Raw genomic sequence first — 17620 nt, forward strand, 5'->3', positions numbered from 1 at the left:
GATCACGCTCCTATGGCTACATCATAGGCATAGATGGTGGCCTTGGCGCGTTCGGCAACCTCTGCGGCCGTCATTCCCGGCTTGTAAAGGCTCGTTCCAAGGCCGAAAGCAAGGATGCCTGCCTTGGTGTAATCGGCGAAATTCTTGTCCGAAACACCGCCTACGGCTGCAATGACAAGCTCTGGAGGCAGGACGGCGCGGATCGCCGTGATGCCGGAAGCGCCAAGCACGCCGGCCGGAAAAAATTTCAGGCCAGTCGCACCGGCCCGGGCCGCCAACAGCGCTTCCGTGGCGGTGAAGACACCCGGCATCGTGACCATGCCCTTGTCCCTGGCGCGGCTGATGACCGCAGGCTCCACATTCGGCGTTACCAGCAATTTGCCGCCGGCTGCGTCGAGCCTGTCGACATCTTCGACCGTCAACACCGTGCCGGCGCCGATCAGGCAATCGGCCGGCGCCATCTTGGCTGCGGTTTCGATCGAGCGGAACGGCTCCGGCGAGTTCAGCGGGATTTCGATGGCTCTGAAGCCTGTTTCGATCAGCGTGCCGACGATGTCAGCCGTCTCCTCCGGCTTGATGCCGCGAAGGATGGCAATGAGCGGGCGCTTCATGGACGGGAAGGGGATGCGGGTTGTCATCAGCTTTTGCTTTCGTTCGTGAACCAGATGGCTTCGGCCGCAGCGGAAAGTCCGCGGCGGACAGCGGCATCGGCATCGATGGTCTGGTAGGTGAGGGAGAGGGCGCGGAATGCGTCCTCGTAGAGTGCCTGCAGGCGTCCGGAGGCAACGAGCGTGATGGACGCTCCTTGTCCAGCCGAAGAGAGTGCTCCGGCAATTTCGGCGCCGATCAATGTGCCGGAGATCAGCGCCTGCGCGCCGGCGGCTGTGGCGCCATGGAGAAGTTGTCCGGAACGGGCGGTAAAGAGCAGATTGGTGGCGAGTTGCGGCTTTGCGAAAGCCGCCTTGAGGGACGCTTCGAAAGCTGCGGTGTCTGCACTCATCTCCGCCGCGCCGGCAACCGCATGAGACAGGATGCTGTGCTTGGTGATGATGTCGAAAAGCTCGCCGGTCATGAAGGTCGAGAAGCCCGTTACCTGGCCATCGAGCACACGCACCCATTTCGAGTGCGTTCCCGGCATGCAGACGATCTGCTCGCCCTTGGCATCGGCAGGGATCGCGCCGAGCAGCTGGGTCTCTTCGCCGCGCATGACGTCGGGCGCATCCTTGCTGCGTTGGGCGAGGCCCGGGAGGATACGCACGTCGCGCGTCTGGTCGGGAACGGCGACCGCACCCGTCAGGATGGACGCAAGCGACGCCGGCGTGTCGATATACCCGGCTTCTATCCACCCCTGGCGTGCGCCTGCCATGCCGCAGACGATGACGGGAATATCCGACGGCGCGGAGGTGGCGTCCAGATGCGTCTGTAGCACCTTGGCAAAGCCGGCTTGGGCTGCCGTCGTCATGCCTTCGCCGCTGCGGCGCTCCGCAACGATGCTGCCATCCTTGCCGACGAGCCAGAGGCGAAAACTGCTGGTTCCCCAATCCACCGCGACATATGCGGGTTCAGTCATAGGAATTGCTCCAATTCATTACTAGAAAATGCCGCCATCGACGGTGATGGCCTGTGCCGTGATGCTGCCCGAGCAATCTGAGGCGAGAAAAAGTACCGGCCCGACAAGATCGGCGGCCTTCAGCACATGCTTCAGGCATTGTCGCTCGACGGTCTTCGCCATGCCTTCCTCGGTCAGCCAAAGCTCAAGCTGTCTCTCCGTCACGATCATGCCGGGCAGCACCGCATTGACGCGAATGTTTTCAGGCCCGAAACGGCCCGCAAAGCTCTTCGTCAGCCCGATGATGCCGGACTTCGCAGCCGAATAGGACGACAGAGCGGGCGGGTTCATCTTGAAGACGATCGAAGAGAAATTGATGATCGAACCGCCGCCCGCCGCCCGCATGCCGGGGGCTGCCGCCTGTGATACGAAGAAGACCTGCTTGAGATTGATTGCCTGGTTGTTGTCCCAATATTCCTCGGTTGTCGTGTCGATATCATGCCGGTCGTCCCAGGCGGCATTGTTGACGAGCACCCGGATCGCGCCGAGGTCGGATTCGACCGCAGCAACGGTGTTCTTGATGTTCTCCACGTCGCGCAAATCGGTGTGATAAAAGGAAACGGGATGCTCGGACTGCGCCGAAAGCCTTTCGACAAGCGCCTTGCTCGGCGCTTCTGCGATGTCGATGAAGGCCACCTTCGCTCCCTGCAGGGCAAAGCCTTCCACAAGAGCCGCGCCGATGCCCGAGCCACCGCCGGTGATCAGAACGGTGCGGTCTTTCAGATCGGGAAATTGCGCCTGTATCGCAGCCAAGGTCTTTCCTCCGAGATCGATCAAAGTTCCATTATTTGGAACTGAATTTGACTATGTGGAATTATCCGATTACCCTTCCATCGTGTCAAGGTTGCCATGACGGCGCGAGTGATAAATGAGGAGAAGCGGTTCTGAATTCCGAAAGCGAAAAATCGAGCCATCGCCGCAATACGGAGACCGGAACGCTCGGCAAGCTCGTCGCGCTGCTGGATCTCGTTGGACTTGCCGATGGGCCGATGCGCTTCACCGACATCCTTTCCCTATCCGATCAGCCCCGCGGGACGCTCCATCGCCAATTGTCGCATCTCGTCGAGGAAGGGCTTCTGGAGGTCGATCGCGATGGCCGTTACACGATCGGCATCAGGCTTTTGAAACTGGCTTCGCGCAGCTGGTCGCGCAACGAGTTCCGGGCCCTTGCCGAACCGCATCTGCGCCGCCTTCAGGACGTCACGGGAGAGACGGTGCATCTGGGTATACTGCGAGGCTTTGAGGTGATCTATCTCGACAAGGTCGAAGGTCGGCAGTCCGTGCGGATGTATTCCCAGATCGGCAATGCGTCGCCTGCCTATTGCACCGGTGTCGGCAAGGCCGCCCTTTCGGTGCTTGACGATGCAGAGCTTGCCGAGCGGATCACCGCTATCGAGTTCCGGCGCTACACGGAGCATACGTTGTGCAGCAAGGCGGAACTGCTCGCGGCCATCCAGCAGATCAGGGCGCGGGGCTATGCATTCGATCGGGAAGAACATGAGAGCGGCATATGTTGCGTGGCAGCACCCATCGGCACCGATCGCGACCATATGCTTGCCGGAGTGTCGGTCACAGGACCGGCATATCGCGTGACGACGGCCAAGCTGGAGGAATGGGCACCGCTCGTGGTTTCCGCAGCCGACTCCATCATGGCCGATATGTACGACCGCATGGGACCGAAGCGATAACAACCGTGAGCTTTTCGGCAACTGTCACGTAAAATTCGTCATTTTCACACTGGACCTTCGCGGAATTGCGTATTTATCTTAAATTTGATTGTTGAGATGTGCGTAAGAACTGCCATTATCTTCGAATGATTGCCGGGAATGCGAAGGAATTGGTGAAGTGCCGACCACACATTGCAGTAACGGACATTGAACCCCACGGAATCCTGTCAAATTTATATTTCGGCAAGTGCCGGTTATCTGGCGCTGCTACGATGATCCCAAAGCGGAAGAGACGGAAATTACGTATTTTTTCCTCTTTTACATAAAGAAGACTGATAATGGCGGCATTGGTGCAGGCAGGTGCATTCCCTCAAGGTGAGGATTACATCAAGGAAATCGGCAAGCTGAAAACACAGTTCGATGTGTTTCGTTTCATGAAGGGACTGGCAGAGGCCTATCGTTGCCGGGCTTTCATGGTCGTCAATCTGCCGGCGGTGACGTCCTTCGAATTGCAGAGCAATTCGGTTATCAACAACTGGCCTGCCGAGCTTCTGTCGATCTACGATCAGGAAGGATTGCTGCCAACAAGCCCCGTGCTGCGACGCCTGCGCACGTCGACCTTGCCTTTCGTTTACGAGGTTGCATCCAGCCCGAACCGTGAAGAGCATAAATCTCAGCTCGTCATCGCCCTGTTCGAGCGGTTCCGCATGACGCGGTTCATCTATCTGCCCACCCACGATGCGTCGGGAATTCGCGGTGCGGTATCGCTGGCCGGGGATCGCGAAGCGTTTTCCTCCCAGGAAATCAAGGATCTCTTCTACATCGCCATTCACGTCTTCGATCGCCTTGCGGAAATCCGCAGCCTCGATGTGCGCGTCATCGATGCCCTGACGGATCGCGAGATCGATTGTTTGAATTGGACTGCCGCCGGCAAGACGAGCGCCGAAATCGCCGATATCCTCTCGCTCTCTGAACACACGGTCAATCATTACCTGAACCGCGCCACCAAGAAGCTCGACACCGTCAACCGCACGCAAGCCGTCGCCAAGGCCTTGCGCATCGGCCTGATCAAGTAGCGACAGCATCGCCCCACCAAAACCAAAGTATGTCTCGCTTCATCGCTGCGCGATGATCGTGATTCGAGCAGTCTGCTGCGCGAATTTTGTGCGTTGCGAATAAAATATGCTGAGACGTTGAGTGCGGGGATGCCGATGATCTTGGTTGAGCTTTCGCCAGACCGTTGAAATACAGCGATTTTTACAGTTTTGTGAAAACTGGCACGCTTCCTGCTTTGTATATGGGAGAGGTCCAGAGGGGACTTTGATAACAGCGCCGATCAACGCGCGCGGATCAAATGGCCGTCGCCGACATTCTTGCCAAGCTTTCCGCGCAAGAGGTGTCGGCGGCGGCTGTTGCTTATTTGGCACGCGGGGCGAGATCGAAACCCATTACATAAAATTTTTTGCATTCGTGCCTTACTCATTCCCGCCACGTGCCCTATGTCGGCCCCCGAATACGTCTTTCCCGTTTGGGGAGACCGTTGCGGCTGGTAGGGTCATAGACCCGGCGGACCTGCCGGCCGCAACGAAGACGCTTTTTATGGCCAGCGCTCCGAATTTCGTTTGGCGAACTCCTGCCGCTCTACTATCTACACCGGATGGATATCTGGACGTCTGTGGCGAATGCCGCGGTCTGGAACAGAAGCGCGCAGTGAGGATAGAATGTCTGACATCACCAAGGAACAGGTGCTGGAAACGTTGAAGACGGTTCGAGGCCCGGACCTGGAGCACAATATCGTTGAGCTCGGCATGGTGTCGGATGTCTTCATCTCGGACGGCAAGGTCTATTTTTCCATCACCGTACCTGCCGATCGCGCCAAGGATCTGGAGCCGCTGCGGCAGGCCGCCGAACGTGCGGTCAAGAATATGCCAGGCGTCAAGGGCGCTCTCGTGGCTTTGACCGCCGACAAGAAGGCCGGCGCGCCCGCTTCTCGGCCGGCTCCCTCACAGCCCGCTCCGCACGCCCATTCTCATCCGCATCCTCATGGACAGCAGCAACAGCCGCGCGCCGGCAAGCTCGGCGTTCCGGGCGTCGGCGCCATCATTGCCGTTGCCTCGGGCAAGGGCGGCGTCGGCAAGTCGACGACGGCGGTCAATCTCGCCCTTGGTCTGGCGGCCAATGGTCTGCGTGTCGGCATTCTCGACGCGGACATCTATGGCCCGTCCATGCCGCGCCTGCTGAAGATTTCCGGCCGTCCGACACAGATCGACGGGCGCATCATCAACCCCATGGAGAATTATGGCCTGAAGGTCATGTCGATGGGCTTCCTCGTCGAAGAGGAAACGGCCATGATCTGGCGCGGACCGATGGTTCAGTCGGCTCTTCTGCAGATGTTGCGCGAGGTTGCCTGGGGCGAACTCGACGTGCTTGTCGTCGATATGCCGCCCGGCACCGGCGATGTGCAACTGACCATGGCGCAGCAGGTGCCGCTGGCCGGCGCCGTCATCGTTTCGACGCCGCAGGATCTGGCTCTCATCGACGCACGCAAGGGTCTTAACATGTTCCGCAAGGTCGAGGTCCCCGTGCTCGGCATCGTCGAGAACATGAGCTATTTCATCGCTCCGGATACCGGCGCGCGCTACGATATCTTTGGGCATGGCGGCGCACGCAAGGAGGCGGAGCGCATCGGCGTGCCGTTCCTCGGCGAAGTGCCGCTGACGATGGGCATTCGTGAAACCTCCGACGCCGGAACGCCGCTCGTGGCCGCCGAGCCGAATGGAGTCGTGGCCGGCATCTATCGCGAGATCGCCGCCAATGTCTGGAAGCAAGTTTCAGGCTCTCCGCAGCGCGCTGCCCCCTCGATCGTGTTCGAATAATTCACAGAGGCTTTGCGGCTTTCTGTATAGCGACGGATTGTCTTGCCTGTAGCCTGTGCTATGACTTCGCAACATTACGGAATCTGCGGTGAAAGCACGCGATAAAGGGGTTGTGACTTGATTCTTTGCGAGCTTTGCTGCATATGCGCCGCCGGCGTGGAACTGGTCGGGCATTTCCGATGACCGCCCTCCGCCGAATGGTGGTTCTGTTTCGTCCGAGCAGGCAGCTTGGCCAGGACGGACGAAGGATTGGTACAGCAGCGCAATGGAACATAGACACGGATTCCCGGCCGGACGGGCGGGATACGACCGGGGTTTCATGAGCTTCTTTCATTGGCCATTGGGGGGAACGCGGCGGGCGCGCGCAACGTGCCGTGCCTCTAGCTGTGTCTCCGCTGCCCTGGGAGCGAGCAGTTGATAACTGCCTATTGCTCAGACTCGAAGCCGCTCGAGCTGCCCGACCTTTCGGCCGCTGCCAGATTGCCCGACAACGCCGTCTGGATCGACATGGTCGACCCCACGCGCGAGGAAGAGGCCAATATCGAGCGTCTGCTCGGGCTTGAAGTGCCGACCCGCGAGGACATGAAGGATATAGAGCCGTCGAGCCGGCTCTATATCGAAAATGGTTCGGTATTCCTGACGGCGTCGTTGCTGTGGAGGGCCGACAGTGATCTGCCGACGTTGACCGATGTCGCCTTCATTCTGACGGGCCAACGCCTCGTCACCATTCGCTACGCACAGCCGAAATCGTTCGCGCTCTTCATAGCCGCCCTGCAGCGCATTCCCCAGGAGCGACGCACCGGCGTCGCGCTGCTCGCCAAGCTGCTGGAAACAATTGTCGACCGCACTGCCGAGATCCTTGAACAGACGGTGGCGAGTATCGATATATTGTCGGTGCACGTGTTCGGCGATCGAGTGAAGAAGATCCGCCGGCCGGCCAATTATCTGGAAGAAAAGCTCAAGGACATCGCAGGCTATCACCGCACGCTCAGCAAGCTGCGCGACAGCCTGAGTTCGCTATCCCGCGTGCTGACCTTTCTCAATGCCATCCCTGCCATGCAACAGGACCGCGAAGCCAAGGAGCTGTGTCGGAATGTCGCGCGGGATGTTCAATCCCTGTCCGAGCATGCATCTTTCGTCGCTGGGAACATCACGTTCCTGCTGGATGCGTCGCTCGGGCTGATCAATATCGAGCAGAATGCCATCATCAAGATCTTCTCGATCGCATCGGTGGTGTTTCTGCCCCCGACGCTTGTGGCGTCTGTGTATGGCATGAATTTCGAGCTTATGCCCGAATTGCATTTCGCTTACGGCTACCCGGCTTCGCTGATGCTGATGGTCGTATCCGCCGTCATCCCGTTTTTCTTTTTTCGCTGGAAAGGCTGGCTCTGAGAGTCTAGTGATCCTGAATGTCTAACCAAACCGATCATTCTCCCGACGGGAAAATGAACCCTCGCAAGCTTGCTTACCTCGCCCTCGGATCGATCGGCGTTGTCTATGGCGACATCGGCACGAGCCCGCTCTATGCCTTTCGCGAGGCTCTCAAGCCGGTGGCGGCCGACGGACTGACGCGCGGCGAGGTCATCAGCGTCGTCTCGCTGATGTTCTGGACGCTGACCATCATCGTCACGATCAAATATGTCCTTTTTCTGCTGCGCGCAGACAATGACGGGGAAGGCGGCACGCTCTCCCTGCTGGCGCTGTTGATGAAGACGGCGAACGGGCATACGGCCGTTCTGATGCTGCTGGGCTTGCTCGGTGCGGCGCTGTTCCTTGGCGACGCGATGATCACGCCGGCCCTTTCGGTTCTTTCGGCCGTCGAAGGTCTGAAGCTCGTCACGCCGTCATTGTCTGACTATATCGTTCCCATATCCGTCGCGATCATGGCGTTGCTGTTTGCGATCCAGTCTCACGGCACCGGCGCTGTCGCCCGTTTCTTCGGTCCGATCACTGCGCTCTGGTTCATCATCATGGGCCTCGCCGGCATCATGCACATCTCGGATGACTACAGCATTCTGGCGGCTCTCAATCCCTGGTATGCGGTGAGCTTTCTGTTGAGAGAAGGCTTTCTCGGTGTCGTCGTGCTCGGCGCCGTGTTCCTGACCGTGACCGGCGCTGAAGCGCTTTATGCCGATCTCGGCCATTTCGGTCGTCGTCCCATTCAGTGGGCGTGGTTCGTGCTGGTTTTCCCCTCGCTGGCGCTCAACTACTTCGGTCAGGGCGCGCTCGTGCTGCGCGATCCCATGGCCATGTCCGACCCGTTCTTCCTGATGTTTCCGCATTGGGCGATCCTGCCGGTGGTCATTCTCGCCACTTTGGCGACGATCATCGCCAGCCAGGCGGTTATCACCGGCGCGTTCTCGCTGACGCGTCAGGCGATCCATCTCGGCTTCCTGCCGCGCATGGAAATCCTCTTCACGTCGGAAACCAACACCGGCCAGATTTTCCTGCCGTCGGTCAACACCATCCTGTTCTTCGGCGTCATCTTCCTCGTCTTGAGCTTCAAGACCTCGGATGCCCTGGCGACCGCCTATGGTATTTCCGTTACCGGCGCGATGGTCGTCACCTCGATCATGGCCTTCGAATTCGTCCGCGTCCGCTGGAATTGGACGCTGCCGATGGCTGCTGCCGTGCTGACGCCGCTGCTTCTTCTGGAATTCGTGTTCCTCGGCGCCAACCTGCTCAAGATCCATGATGGCGGCTACGTTCCGGTGCTGATCGCCACGGCCTTTACCGTCATCATGTGGACCTGGCGTCGCGGCACCGCGATCCTCATGGAAAAGACGCGGCATACCGATATCCCGCTCTCGTCCTTCGTCAGTTCCATCGAGCGCAAGAGCGACCACTCACCTGCGCATGTACCCGGCACGGCGATCTTCCTGACGAGTGACCCCGAATCCGCGCCTGCCGCCCTGCTGCACAATCTCAAGCACAATCATGTTCTGCACGACAAGAATGTGATCCTGACGATCCGCACCATCAACAAGCCGCGTGTCGCCCAGGAAGACCGCTATACGGTCGAAAAGGTTTCGGATCGTTTCTCCCGCGTCGAGCTGCGTTTCGGCTTCATGGAATCGCAGAATGTCTCGCAGGCACTCGCCACTTTGCGCAAGACCGGATTGAAGTTCGACATCATGTCGACGTCCTTCTATCTCGGTCGCCGCAAGCTCGTGCCCGATGCGAAGTCTGGCATGCCGCACTGGCAGGATCGGCTCTACATCGCGCTCGCCAATGCCGCGACAGACCCTTCGGACTATTTCCGCCTGCCGGCCAACCGCGTGGTGGAACTCGGATCGCACGTCATCATCTGATCCTGATATAGCTATTGTTTTGCAGGCCCGGTGGATATCCGCCGGGCCTTTGCATTTTTCTATTGCGCAAGTAGCGCGTTGGCTTATTCAATTTAAACGGGAACTGGCGCTTTGTATTCCGGGGGGAGGGGCGAATGCTCAAGCAAACCTTGTCGATTACACGTAATAATCTGGCGTTTTATGCGATGTTTATCGGATGTTCGGCGGGCATCGCGATTTTCGATCAGTATTCCGGCAAGTCCACCACTGGCGGTGTAATTCTCTTTCTAACGTGCTTGCTATCGATGAATGTGCAGAATTCTGTCCTGCGAAATCTGAACTTCACGGCAGCGGCGAAAGTCGCGAAGCTTCCAACGGGTGGATACGTGTTCAGAACCCTGGCGCTGAGTTTGCTCACGCTTTGTCTGATGGCAATTCCTGTGATCTTTCTTGTCGGCGCAAGCAACATTGACAGGGCCTATCTCGGGTTATTGGCGGTGCTGATATTCCTAGTGGCACTCACCATCGTCTTCTCCCTTCTCGGAACATGGTTGCCTGCGCGTATACACGGCACCAATGCCGGTATAGGCGATGCTCTGCGAAGAGGCGTGGCGCGATTTCCCTCGACGGTCCTATTGGTATTTTTGGGCTTAGCCCTTCCGCTTGTTGCCGGAATCATTTTGATGCTCATCGCGAGCACTCTTAGTGGTACAGATCCACTGGCCTCGGGTCACGTGAACATTCCCCTCGTTGCATCTTCATTGATATCCAACGCCTTACAGGCCCTCGGCTGGACCTACATATCGGTGTTATTGACACGGCGCTATATGGAGGCCGAACACATTGCTCCTGCGTCTCAAGAGTTGATGAAAGTTTTCACTTGATTGGCGGGCTTCCTTCGGGCGGTTTGGCTGCTTTAAGACTGCTTGGTTCGTGCAACGGTCATGAATTCGTGGCCACTTCGTCACACTCGTGAATCATCGATCGGACCAATTAACCATCCATCAAGGTTAATGGGAGATTATTCCGGCTCATGGTCTCGAGTGCCGTTGGAGTCCGGTGTTGTCTCGTTCGCGTAATGTCAGCCGAAAATTGAGGTTTCTGCCACAAAACTGGACGTCGCCTGCCGTGTTCGGATTGTGTGCCTGGTTAATCTTCCCATCGCCTGCGGCCTATGGCGATCTTGCCGGCCTTCTCGCCGGCATCGACAGGGAAGGGGCCAATTGGCGTATGGTGATGACCAATTCGCCGGCCGGCTCCACGCATCAGGCGGAACTCGCCTTCGGTGATACGAAGACGTCGGCTGCGATCGGCGATGGCGGCCTGACGCTGCCGGATGGGCGCCGCGTTGCCTTCCAGTCGGAAGAAAAGGGCAGTGACCCGCGCTCGGATGAAGATCGCGTCAACCGCCAGGAAAAGAAGGGCAGGGTCGTCGCCGTCGCGCCCATGCAGCCGCCCAAGGATTTCTCGGCCGGCTCGGTGTTGCAGCGCCAGAGCATGCTGTTCAGGCCGAATTCCGCCACCGGCGAACGCACGGCTTTTCTGAAGCCGAAGCTCGGCGGCCGGGAAATCGAGATCGCCACGGCCTTTTATAAGAAGCAGCCGCCGAAGCCGGATGACGGCGTGCCGGAATACATCGCCAATCTGGTCACCAACCAGCACGCCGATATTTTGGCCGCCGCCTATGCGTCGCCGGCGCCGGATTATGCGCGCACGTCGCCATTCGATTCGATCCTGGCCACGGATCAGGATGGCGAAGGGCGCTTCGTGCCGCAGATCGGGCCGAAAGATCATGCCTGGGCTGCCAACGTCCTGCCGCCCTCCGTATTTTCGTCGGATGAGCAGCAGTGTCTTGCGACCGGCATCTATTTTGAGGCGCGGGGCGAATCCGTCAAAGGACAGGCGGCCGTCGCCCAGGTCATTCTCAATCGCGTGCGCAATCCCGCCTATCCGAAAACCATTTGCGGCGTCGTTTATCAGAATGACGATTGGCACAATGCCTGCCAGTTCTCCTTCGCCTGCGACAGCGTGAAAGACCGCGTCAATTCGCCCGAGCATTGGCGGATCGCCCGTCAGGTTGCCATGGCGGTCACCGCCGGCAAGATCTGGCTGCCCGAAGTCGGATCGGCCACGCACTACCATGCCGTCTATGTCCGCCCGAAGTGGGCGGCGGAGATGGTGAAGGTCGGTCGCATCGGCATGCACATCTTCTACCGCACCTATGGCGGCGGCTGGAGCTGACGCAGCAGGCGAATTCTGCGGCACCTGACACTGCCTTGGATGGCAAAAAAGCAACAACAAGGCATGGGCTGAAGAGGATTCTTCGGCTCAGTTTTCACCCGATATGGCTGCTTCGCTTTAAGCTCATGATTTAATTGGGCTAATTTATGGCTGGACAGATGACGTCTACGCCTTGACTATGCTTTTTCCTAAAACTATGTTGCGCGCGACTTCAAAACGGGCCGAAAGGTGGCGAAACCTGCTGTTCGTTCACGCGTTGACCGGGGTATATGGGTAACGCGCAACGAAAGGGGAGGACATCACCATGACGGATGACCGCGACGAAAGTCTGGAAGAGCGACGAGCGCAGCTGGGTGCCGAACTGGCAAGCAAGCGCGCTTCGGTGAGAGAGGATGAACGCGGGGAGGTTCGCGCCGAGGAAAGCCGTAAGGGCTACGCTCAGGCGATGAAGCTTTCCAGCGAATTCATAGCCGCTATCATCGTCGGTGCTGTTCTGGGTTACGTCTTCGATCGTTTTGTCGGTACGGCGCCGTGGGGCATGATAATTTTGCTGCTTCTCGGATTCTGTGCCGGTGTACTGAATGTGCTGCGCTCTGCGGGCAAGGTGGCGACACCGGTTCTTGATGAGCGTCGGCCAAAGTAAGAAATGAGCGGAAGCGGCGTTAAGGCGCTGTTTCCAGATGAGAGGCATCCGCTCGCCCGAGCGGAAAAATGAAAGAGAACCAGCGGTGGCAAACGGTCCTACCCATCAGTTCCTGATCTTCAAGATTATCCCGATCGATATCGGCGGAATTGATTTTTCGTTCACCAATGCTTCCCTGTTCATGGTTGCTTCCGCAGTGCTGTCTGCCGGCTTCCTTTATCTAGCCGCCGCACCGCGTAGCGTCGTTCCCGGGCGCGCCCAGTCTGTCGCCGAGATGTCCTACGAGTTCATCGCGTCGATGCTGAAAGAGGGCGCGGGAACGAAGGGAATGAAATTCTTCCCGCTGGTCTTTTCGCTCTTCATGTTCGTGCTGACGGCAAACCTGCTCGGCATGGTTCCATACTTCTTCACCGTCACCAGCCAGATCATCGTCACCTTCGCTCTGGCGCTGCTGGTTATCCTGACGGTCATTCTCTACGGTTTCATCAAGCACGGCTTTGGCTTCCTCAAGTTGTTCGTGCCACATGGTGTTCCCGGTATTCTGCTGCCGCTGGTGGTGGTGATTGAAATCATCTCCTTCCTGTCCCGGCCGATTTCGCTTTCCGTTCGTCTCTTCGCCAACATGCTGGCTGGTCATATCACGTTGAAGGTGTTCGCAGGCTTCGTTGCCTCGCTCGGAGCCCTCGGCGCGCTTGGCATCGGTGGTGCTATTCTTCCCCTCATTATGACCGTCGCCCTCACCGGTCTCGAGTTCCTAGTCGCCTTCCTCCAGGCTTACGTCTTTGCGGTACTGACTTGCATGTACCTCAACGACGCAGTCCATCCGGGTGGCCACTAAGGATAAAGACATTGGCGTCTAAGGGCGTCAGTTATTCACCGCACAACCATTTCAAAGGAGTTCAACATGGACGCGGAAGCAGCAAAGTTCATCGGCGCAGGTTTGGCTTGCTTTGGTATGGCCGGCACGGCTCTTGGCCTCGGCAATATCTTCGGCAGCTACCTGTCCGGCGCACTGCGCAATCCGTCTGCCGCTGACAGCCAGTTCGGCCGTCTGGTATTCGGCTTCGCCGTTACGGAAGCTCTGGGCATCTTCTCGCTGCTCATCGCTCTCCTCCTGCTCTTCGCCGTCTGATATCAGCGGCGTCATAGATCACGGTTCGCGGGTAGCGAGCCGTGATTCTTTGTATTTGCAGACCACCTGGAGGTGAGCATGTTTGTGACCCCGGCATACGCTGACGAAGCACCGCCGGCCGCCGGCGAGGTGCATACGGAAACGGGTGCGCCGAGTGAAGGCCATCACGGCGGCGTATTCCCGCCGTTTGACCATACGACGTATCCGTCACAGCTGCTTTGGCTGGTGATCACCTTCGTTATCTTCTATCTGGCCATGCAGAAGATGGTCATTCCGCGCGTTGGCAAGATCCTGGAGAGCCGGCATGACCGTATCGCCCAGGATATCGAAGAAGCCTCGCGTCTGAAGGCCGAAGCCGACGCTGCCGTTGCAACTTACGAAAGCGAATTGGCCGCTGCGCGCGCCAAGGCGAATTCGATCGGTGCGACCGCTCGCGATGCTGCCAAGGCGAAGGCTGAAGAAGATCGCAAGGCGATCGAAGCAAGCCTTTCCGAAAAGCTGAAGGCTGCCGAGGCTCGCATTGGCGAGATCAAGGCAAAGGCATTCGGTGATGTCGGCGCAATCGCGGAAGAAACGGCGTCAGCCGTTGTAGAGCAGCTCGTCGGCAACGTCGCCGGCAAGGCTGATGTCGCCTCGGCCGTTGCTGCAGCATCCGCGAAGCAGGAGGGTTGATCCATGACATTTGCTCTTGATGAAACTTTCTTCGCTTTTGTCGGCCTTATCCTTTTCCTGGCTCTGATCGTCTATCTGAAGGTCCCGGGAATGATGGCGAAGTCGCTTGACGACCGTGCCGATCAGATCCGTAACGAGCTGGCGGAAGCCAAGCGTCTGCGTGAAGAAGCACAGCACCTGCTGGCTGAATATCAGCGCAAGCGGAAGGAAGCCGAAGCGGACGCAGCCAACATTGTTGCTGCTGCCGAGCGTGAAGCTGAAATGCTGACGGCGGAAGCCCGCAAGAAGACCGAGGAATTCGTCGCCAACCGTACGGCGCTTTCCGAGCAGAAGATCAAGCAGGCCGAAGCCGATGCGATGAAGGCGGTTCGTTCCGCTGCCGTTGACCTGGCGATCGCTGCCGCTGAAACCGTGCTTGCGAACAAGGCTGGCGGAGCCGTTCAATCCGGTCTCTTCAACGACGCTGTCAATGAAGTGAAGACCCGGCTGAATTGAGCTTGAGACATTCAATTTGGATGTTTAGAGACCCCGCTTCGGCGGGGTTTTTTGTTGCGAGCACACCTCGGGCATTTGACGGAGGCCGGCTTTCGCGCCTAGAGCAATTCCAGGAAAAGTGCGCAGCGGTTTTCCGTTCGGAATTGCGGGAAAACAAAGAGATAGAGCGGTTCGGGGATTCCGTGAAAAACTGAACCGCTCTAGCTCTTCCAGACGGGTAAAAAGGCGGATGGAGGCAGACAATGGACGAAACGCCGTTTCGGCGGGGTGACACGATCCTGCGGCCCGTTCGGCCGTGGACGAAGAGTGTTCATGCCCTGTTGGGCTCACTGAGGCGTCATGGTTTCCAGGCCGCGCCAATCCCTATGGGATGCGATGAGGTCTGGGAGACGGTGAGCTATCTGCCGGGAACGACAGGCGATATCGACAGCAATGACGCCATGGGCTCCGAAGCGATCCTGAAATCGGCGGCGGCGCTGCTTCGTCGTTATCACGATTTTTCCGCTCTCTGCTTGCCGGATCTTTCCAGCGTCGGTCCTTGGCAACTGCCGGGGAGGGAGCCTCGGGAGATCGTCTGTCACGGCGACTTTGCACCGTATAACGTCGTTCTGAACGGCGATGAGGTCACAGGCATCATCGATTTCGAAGCGGCGCATCCCGGCCCGCGCAGCTGGGATTTGGCCTATGCCATCTATCGCTGGGCACCACTGTCCTCGCAAATCTCAGTTGAAGGGCTGGACAAGTTTGATGCTCAGATCGGCCGCGCCCGGATTTTCGCCGATTCCTACGAAATGGCAGTTGACGCCCGCAACGCTCTACCGACAGCCATTATCGCCAGGTTGAAGGCCCTGCTTGACTTCATGGAGCATGAGGCGGCGTGTGGTGTGGAGAAATATCGCCTGAATATCGAGCAAGGACACGATCGCGTCTATCGTCTCGATATTGATTATATCTCGGCCTTTTCGGCAGAAATTGCCCAAGGACTGAGCCAATAATCCGCGCTGCGGGAGTCCATGTTAGACGGCTTCCTTTTTCAACGGCCTGAAGCTCATGCGATGCAGGGAGCAAGGTCCATGCTCCTCGATGCCGGCACGGTGCTGGCGCGTGCCGTAGCCGGCATGCGAATCAAATCCATAAGCGGGAAAGACGACACCGGCGCGCACCATCATGCGGTCGCGTGTCACCTTGGCGACGATGGAAGCGGCGGCGATCGAGAAGGAGCGTGCGTCGCCCTTCACCACGGCCTTCCCCGGACAGGCAAGGCCAGCAGGCACATCCAGGCCATCTGTGAGCACAAAGCTTGCCGGCATGGCCAGGCCGCAGATGGCCCGGCGCATCGCGTCGAGGCTCGCCTTGCGGATATCCGTCGTGTCGATGCGGGAGGAACTCGAGGAGGCGATGGACACAGTTGCCGTCGCCAGGATCTCGACAAACAGCGCCTCGCGTCGCGCTGCCGTCAGCTGCTTGGAATCGTTCAGACCCTGCGGAATGCGATCGGGATCGAGGATGACGGCTGCGGCCACGACCGGTCCCGCCAACGGCCCACGGCCGACTTCGTCAGCGCCGGCAACCGGCCAATGTCCGGCACGGCGGGCCATCAGCTCCAGCTCGAAGCTCGGAACGATCGGTGCTTCGTCGAAAAGCATGGGAGAATCGGGTGATGTGCTGCGTGGCATGCGGCGAAGCTCGCACACCACCCGATCTCCTGCAAGCCCCCGGTGGATCAGGGCGGCGAACCTGAGGGGCTTATCCAGCGGGTAAGGGAAAACCCGCAAGGAAGGCTTGATGAAAAATCAGAGCAGTGAGAGCTGGACGCCGCTGCCATCCGGCGGCACGAACAGATCGTCGCGCAAGGCAATATTGCGCCGGGTGAGCTCGAGCCGCCGTGTCGCCATCTCGAAGCGGCGGCTGATCTGCCAAGCATAGGGCCCGGCACCCTTCATGCGCTTGCCGAACTCCGCATCGTAATCCTTGCCGCCGCGCATCGAGCGGATCAGCGACATGACGTGTCGATAGCGATCCGGATAGTGCTGAAGCAGCCAGTCGCGAAATAGCGGGCTCACCTCCAGCGGCAGCCGCAGGATGACATAGCTTGCCTCCTGTGCGCCGGCTGCCTTGCCGGCGTCGAGAATGCGCTCGATCTCATGATCGTTGAGGGCAGGGATGATCGGCGCCACCATGATCGCGGTGCGGATGCCGGCCTCGCTGAGCGCCTGGATCGCTTCGAGCCGGCGCGGCGGCGTCGCGGCCCGTGGTTCCATGGTCCGCGCGAGCTTCCGGTCCAGCGTCGTCACGGACAAACCCACCCGCACCAGGTTCTTGGCGGCCATCTCCTTGAGGATATCGATATCGCGAATGATCAGCGCCGATTTAGTGACGATCGCGACCGGATGGTTGGCTTTGTTCAACACTTCCAGGATCTGGCGCATGATGCGCCATTCCTTCTCGATCGGCTGATAAGGGTCCGTGTTGGTGCCGATTGCAATGACGCGTGGTTTGTAACCGGGCTTTGCCAGTTCGCGCTCCAGCAGCTTGGCGGCATCCGGCTTGGCGAACAGCTTTGATTCGAAATCCAGCCCGGCCGACAGGCCCATATAGGCATGCGTCGGTCGCGCGAAGCAATAGATGCAGCCATGCTCACAGCCGCGATAAGGATTGATCGACCGGTCGAAGGGAATATCGGGAGATTCGTTACGCGTGATTGCCGTGCGCGGCTTCTCCACCTGCACCTCGGTCTTGAAGGGCGGAAGCTCCTCCCAGCTTTGCCAACCGTCATCGAAGGCCTCCCGCTGTTGCGGCTCGAACCGGCCGCTGGGGTTCAATCCGGCACCCCGTCCACGGCGGCGCTCGACATCGATCCGAAGCGCAGAATCGGCGATCATAGCATTGGCAACATCTGCCGTATTGGCAGGCGCGAAAGCGGCCTGCCCTGCAAGGGACTGCTCGTTCATCGGTAGCTCCAGGGCGGCCCATGCCATTGCATGCCGCGTCTAAG

At 58.9% G+C, this 17620-nt stretch carries 18 protein-coding genes; 13 read left to right on the top strand and 5 right to left on the bottom strand.

The annotated features are described in order from the left end of the window. Positions 1-2: 2 nt before the first annotated feature. From HGP17_RS26070 to HGP17_RS26080, 3 genes are read right to left on the bottom strand one after another with little or no spacing between them, the layout of a single operon-like run. The gene (locus HGP17_RS26070; protein WP_168813379.1) at positions 3-638 is read right to left on the bottom strand and encodes a 2-dehydro-3-deoxy-6-phosphogalactonate aldolase; all 636 of its coding nucleotides are present in this window, start codon (positions 636-638) and stop codon (positions 3-5) included. After that, positions 638-1570 carry a 2-dehydro-3-deoxygalactonokinase gene (locus HGP17_RS26075; protein WP_168813380.1) on the bottom strand — a complete coding sequence of 311 codons (933 nt, stop codon included), beginning with the start codon at positions 1568-1570 and terminating at the stop codon, positions 638-640. Before HGP17_RS26075 ends, HGP17_RS26070 begins: the two co-directional genes overlap by 1 nt. Before the next feature lie 21 nt (positions 1571-1591). Next, entirely contained in the window at positions 1592-2362 is a 771-nt protein-coding gene (locus tag HGP17_RS26080) for an SDR family oxidoreductase (RefSeq protein ID WP_168813381.1), read from the bottom strand. Between the two features lie 131 nt (positions 2363-2493). Between HGP17_RS26080 and HGP17_RS26085 the strand changes: the two genes are divergently transcribed. The 13 genes from HGP17_RS26085 (at position 2494) to HGP17_RS26145 (ending at position 15620) form a co-directional block, all read left to right on the top strand. Next, positions 2494-3297, top strand: a complete 804-nt coding sequence (locus HGP17_RS26085; RefSeq protein ID WP_168813446.1) for an IclR family transcriptional regulator — start codon at positions 2494-2496, stop codon at positions 3295-3297. Positions 3298-3614: 317 nt separating this feature from the next. Beyond that, the gene (locus tag HGP17_RS26090; protein WP_168813382.1) at positions 3615-4352 is read left to right on the top strand and encodes a LuxR family transcriptional regulator; all 738 of its coding nucleotides are present in this window, start codon (positions 3615-3617) and stop codon (positions 4350-4352) included. A 645-nt stretch (positions 4353-4997) separates the two neighbouring features. Next, positions 4998-6152 carry an iron-sulfur cluster carrier protein ApbC gene (apbC, locus tag HGP17_RS26095; RefSeq protein WP_168813383.1) on the top strand — a complete coding sequence of 385 codons (1155 nt, stop codon included), beginning with the start codon at positions 4998-5000 and terminating at the stop codon, positions 6150-6152. A 414-nt stretch (positions 6153-6566) separates the two neighbouring features. Continuing rightward, a complete protein-coding gene (gene corA / locus HGP17_RS26100) occupies positions 6567-7544 on the top strand; it encodes a magnesium/cobalt transporter CorA (protein WP_168813384.1) in 978 nt (325 codons plus the stop codon). Positions 7545-7561: 17 nt separating this feature from the next. Next, positions 7562-9463 (top strand): potassium transporter Kup, encoded by a 1902-nt coding sequence (locus HGP17_RS26105; protein WP_168813385.1) that lies wholly within the window; start codon positions 7562-7564, stop codon positions 9461-9463. Positions 9464-9597: 134 nt separating this feature from the next. Beyond that, positions 9598-10326, top strand: coding sequence for a hypothetical protein (locus HGP17_RS26110; protein WP_168813386.1), 729 nt, complete (start codon positions 9598-9600; stop codon positions 10324-10326). Positions 10327-10504: 178 nt separating this feature from the next. Further along, a complete protein-coding gene (locus tag HGP17_RS26115) occupies positions 10505-11683 on the top strand; it encodes a cell wall hydrolase (protein ID WP_168813388.1) in 1179 nt (392 codons plus the stop codon). 304 nt (positions 11684-11987) lie between these two features. After that, positions 11988-12326, top strand: coding sequence for an AtpZ/AtpI family protein (locus HGP17_RS26120; RefSeq protein WP_168813390.1), 339 nt, complete (start codon positions 11988-11990; stop codon positions 12324-12326). 85 nt (positions 12327-12411) lie between these two features. Next, positions 12412-13164, top strand: coding sequence for a F0F1 ATP synthase subunit A (locus HGP17_RS26125; protein WP_168813392.1), 753 nt, complete (start codon positions 12412-12414; stop codon positions 13162-13164). A 66-nt stretch (positions 13165-13230) separates the two neighbouring features. Next, the gene (locus tag HGP17_RS26130; protein WP_004109844.1) at positions 13231-13458 is read left to right on the top strand and encodes a F0F1 ATP synthase subunit C; all 228 of its coding nucleotides are present in this window, start codon (positions 13231-13233) and stop codon (positions 13456-13458) included. A gap of 78 nt (positions 13459-13536) precedes the next feature. After that, positions 13537-14130, top strand: coding sequence for a F0F1 ATP synthase subunit B (locus HGP17_RS26135; protein WP_168813394.1), 594 nt, complete (start codon positions 13537-13539; stop codon positions 14128-14130). Positions 14131-14133: 3 nt separating this feature from the next. Further along, positions 14134-14625, top strand: a complete 492-nt coding sequence (locus HGP17_RS26140) for a F0F1 ATP synthase subunit B (RefSeq protein ID WP_168813396.1) — start codon at positions 14134-14136, stop codon at positions 14623-14625. Positions 14626-15065: 440 nt separating this feature from the next. Next, positions 15066-15620 (top strand): phosphotransferase, encoded by a 555-nt coding sequence (locus HGP17_RS26145; protein WP_246704220.1) that lies wholly within the window; start codon positions 15066-15068, stop codon positions 15618-15620. Positions 15621-15641: 21 nt separating this feature from the next. On the opposite strand, the gene HGP17_RS26150 is transcribed toward HGP17_RS26145, so the two are convergent. After that, the gene (locus HGP17_RS26150; protein WP_168813448.1) at positions 15642-16301 is read right to left on the bottom strand and encodes a ribonuclease HII; all 660 of its coding nucleotides are present in this window, start codon (positions 16299-16301) and stop codon (positions 15642-15644) included. A 117-nt stretch (positions 16302-16418) separates the two neighbouring features. Continuing rightward, the gene (locus HGP17_RS26155; protein ID WP_168813400.1) at positions 16419-17576 is read right to left on the bottom strand and encodes a PA0069 family radical SAM protein; all 1158 of its coding nucleotides are present in this window, start codon (positions 17574-17576) and stop codon (positions 16419-16421) included. Positions 17577-17620: the final 44 nt, after the last annotated feature.

Source organism: Rhizobium sp. P38BS-XIX (assembly GCF_012641435.1).
Classification (GTDB): domain Bacteria; phylum Pseudomonadota; class Alphaproteobacteria; order Rhizobiales; family Rhizobiaceae; genus Rhizobium.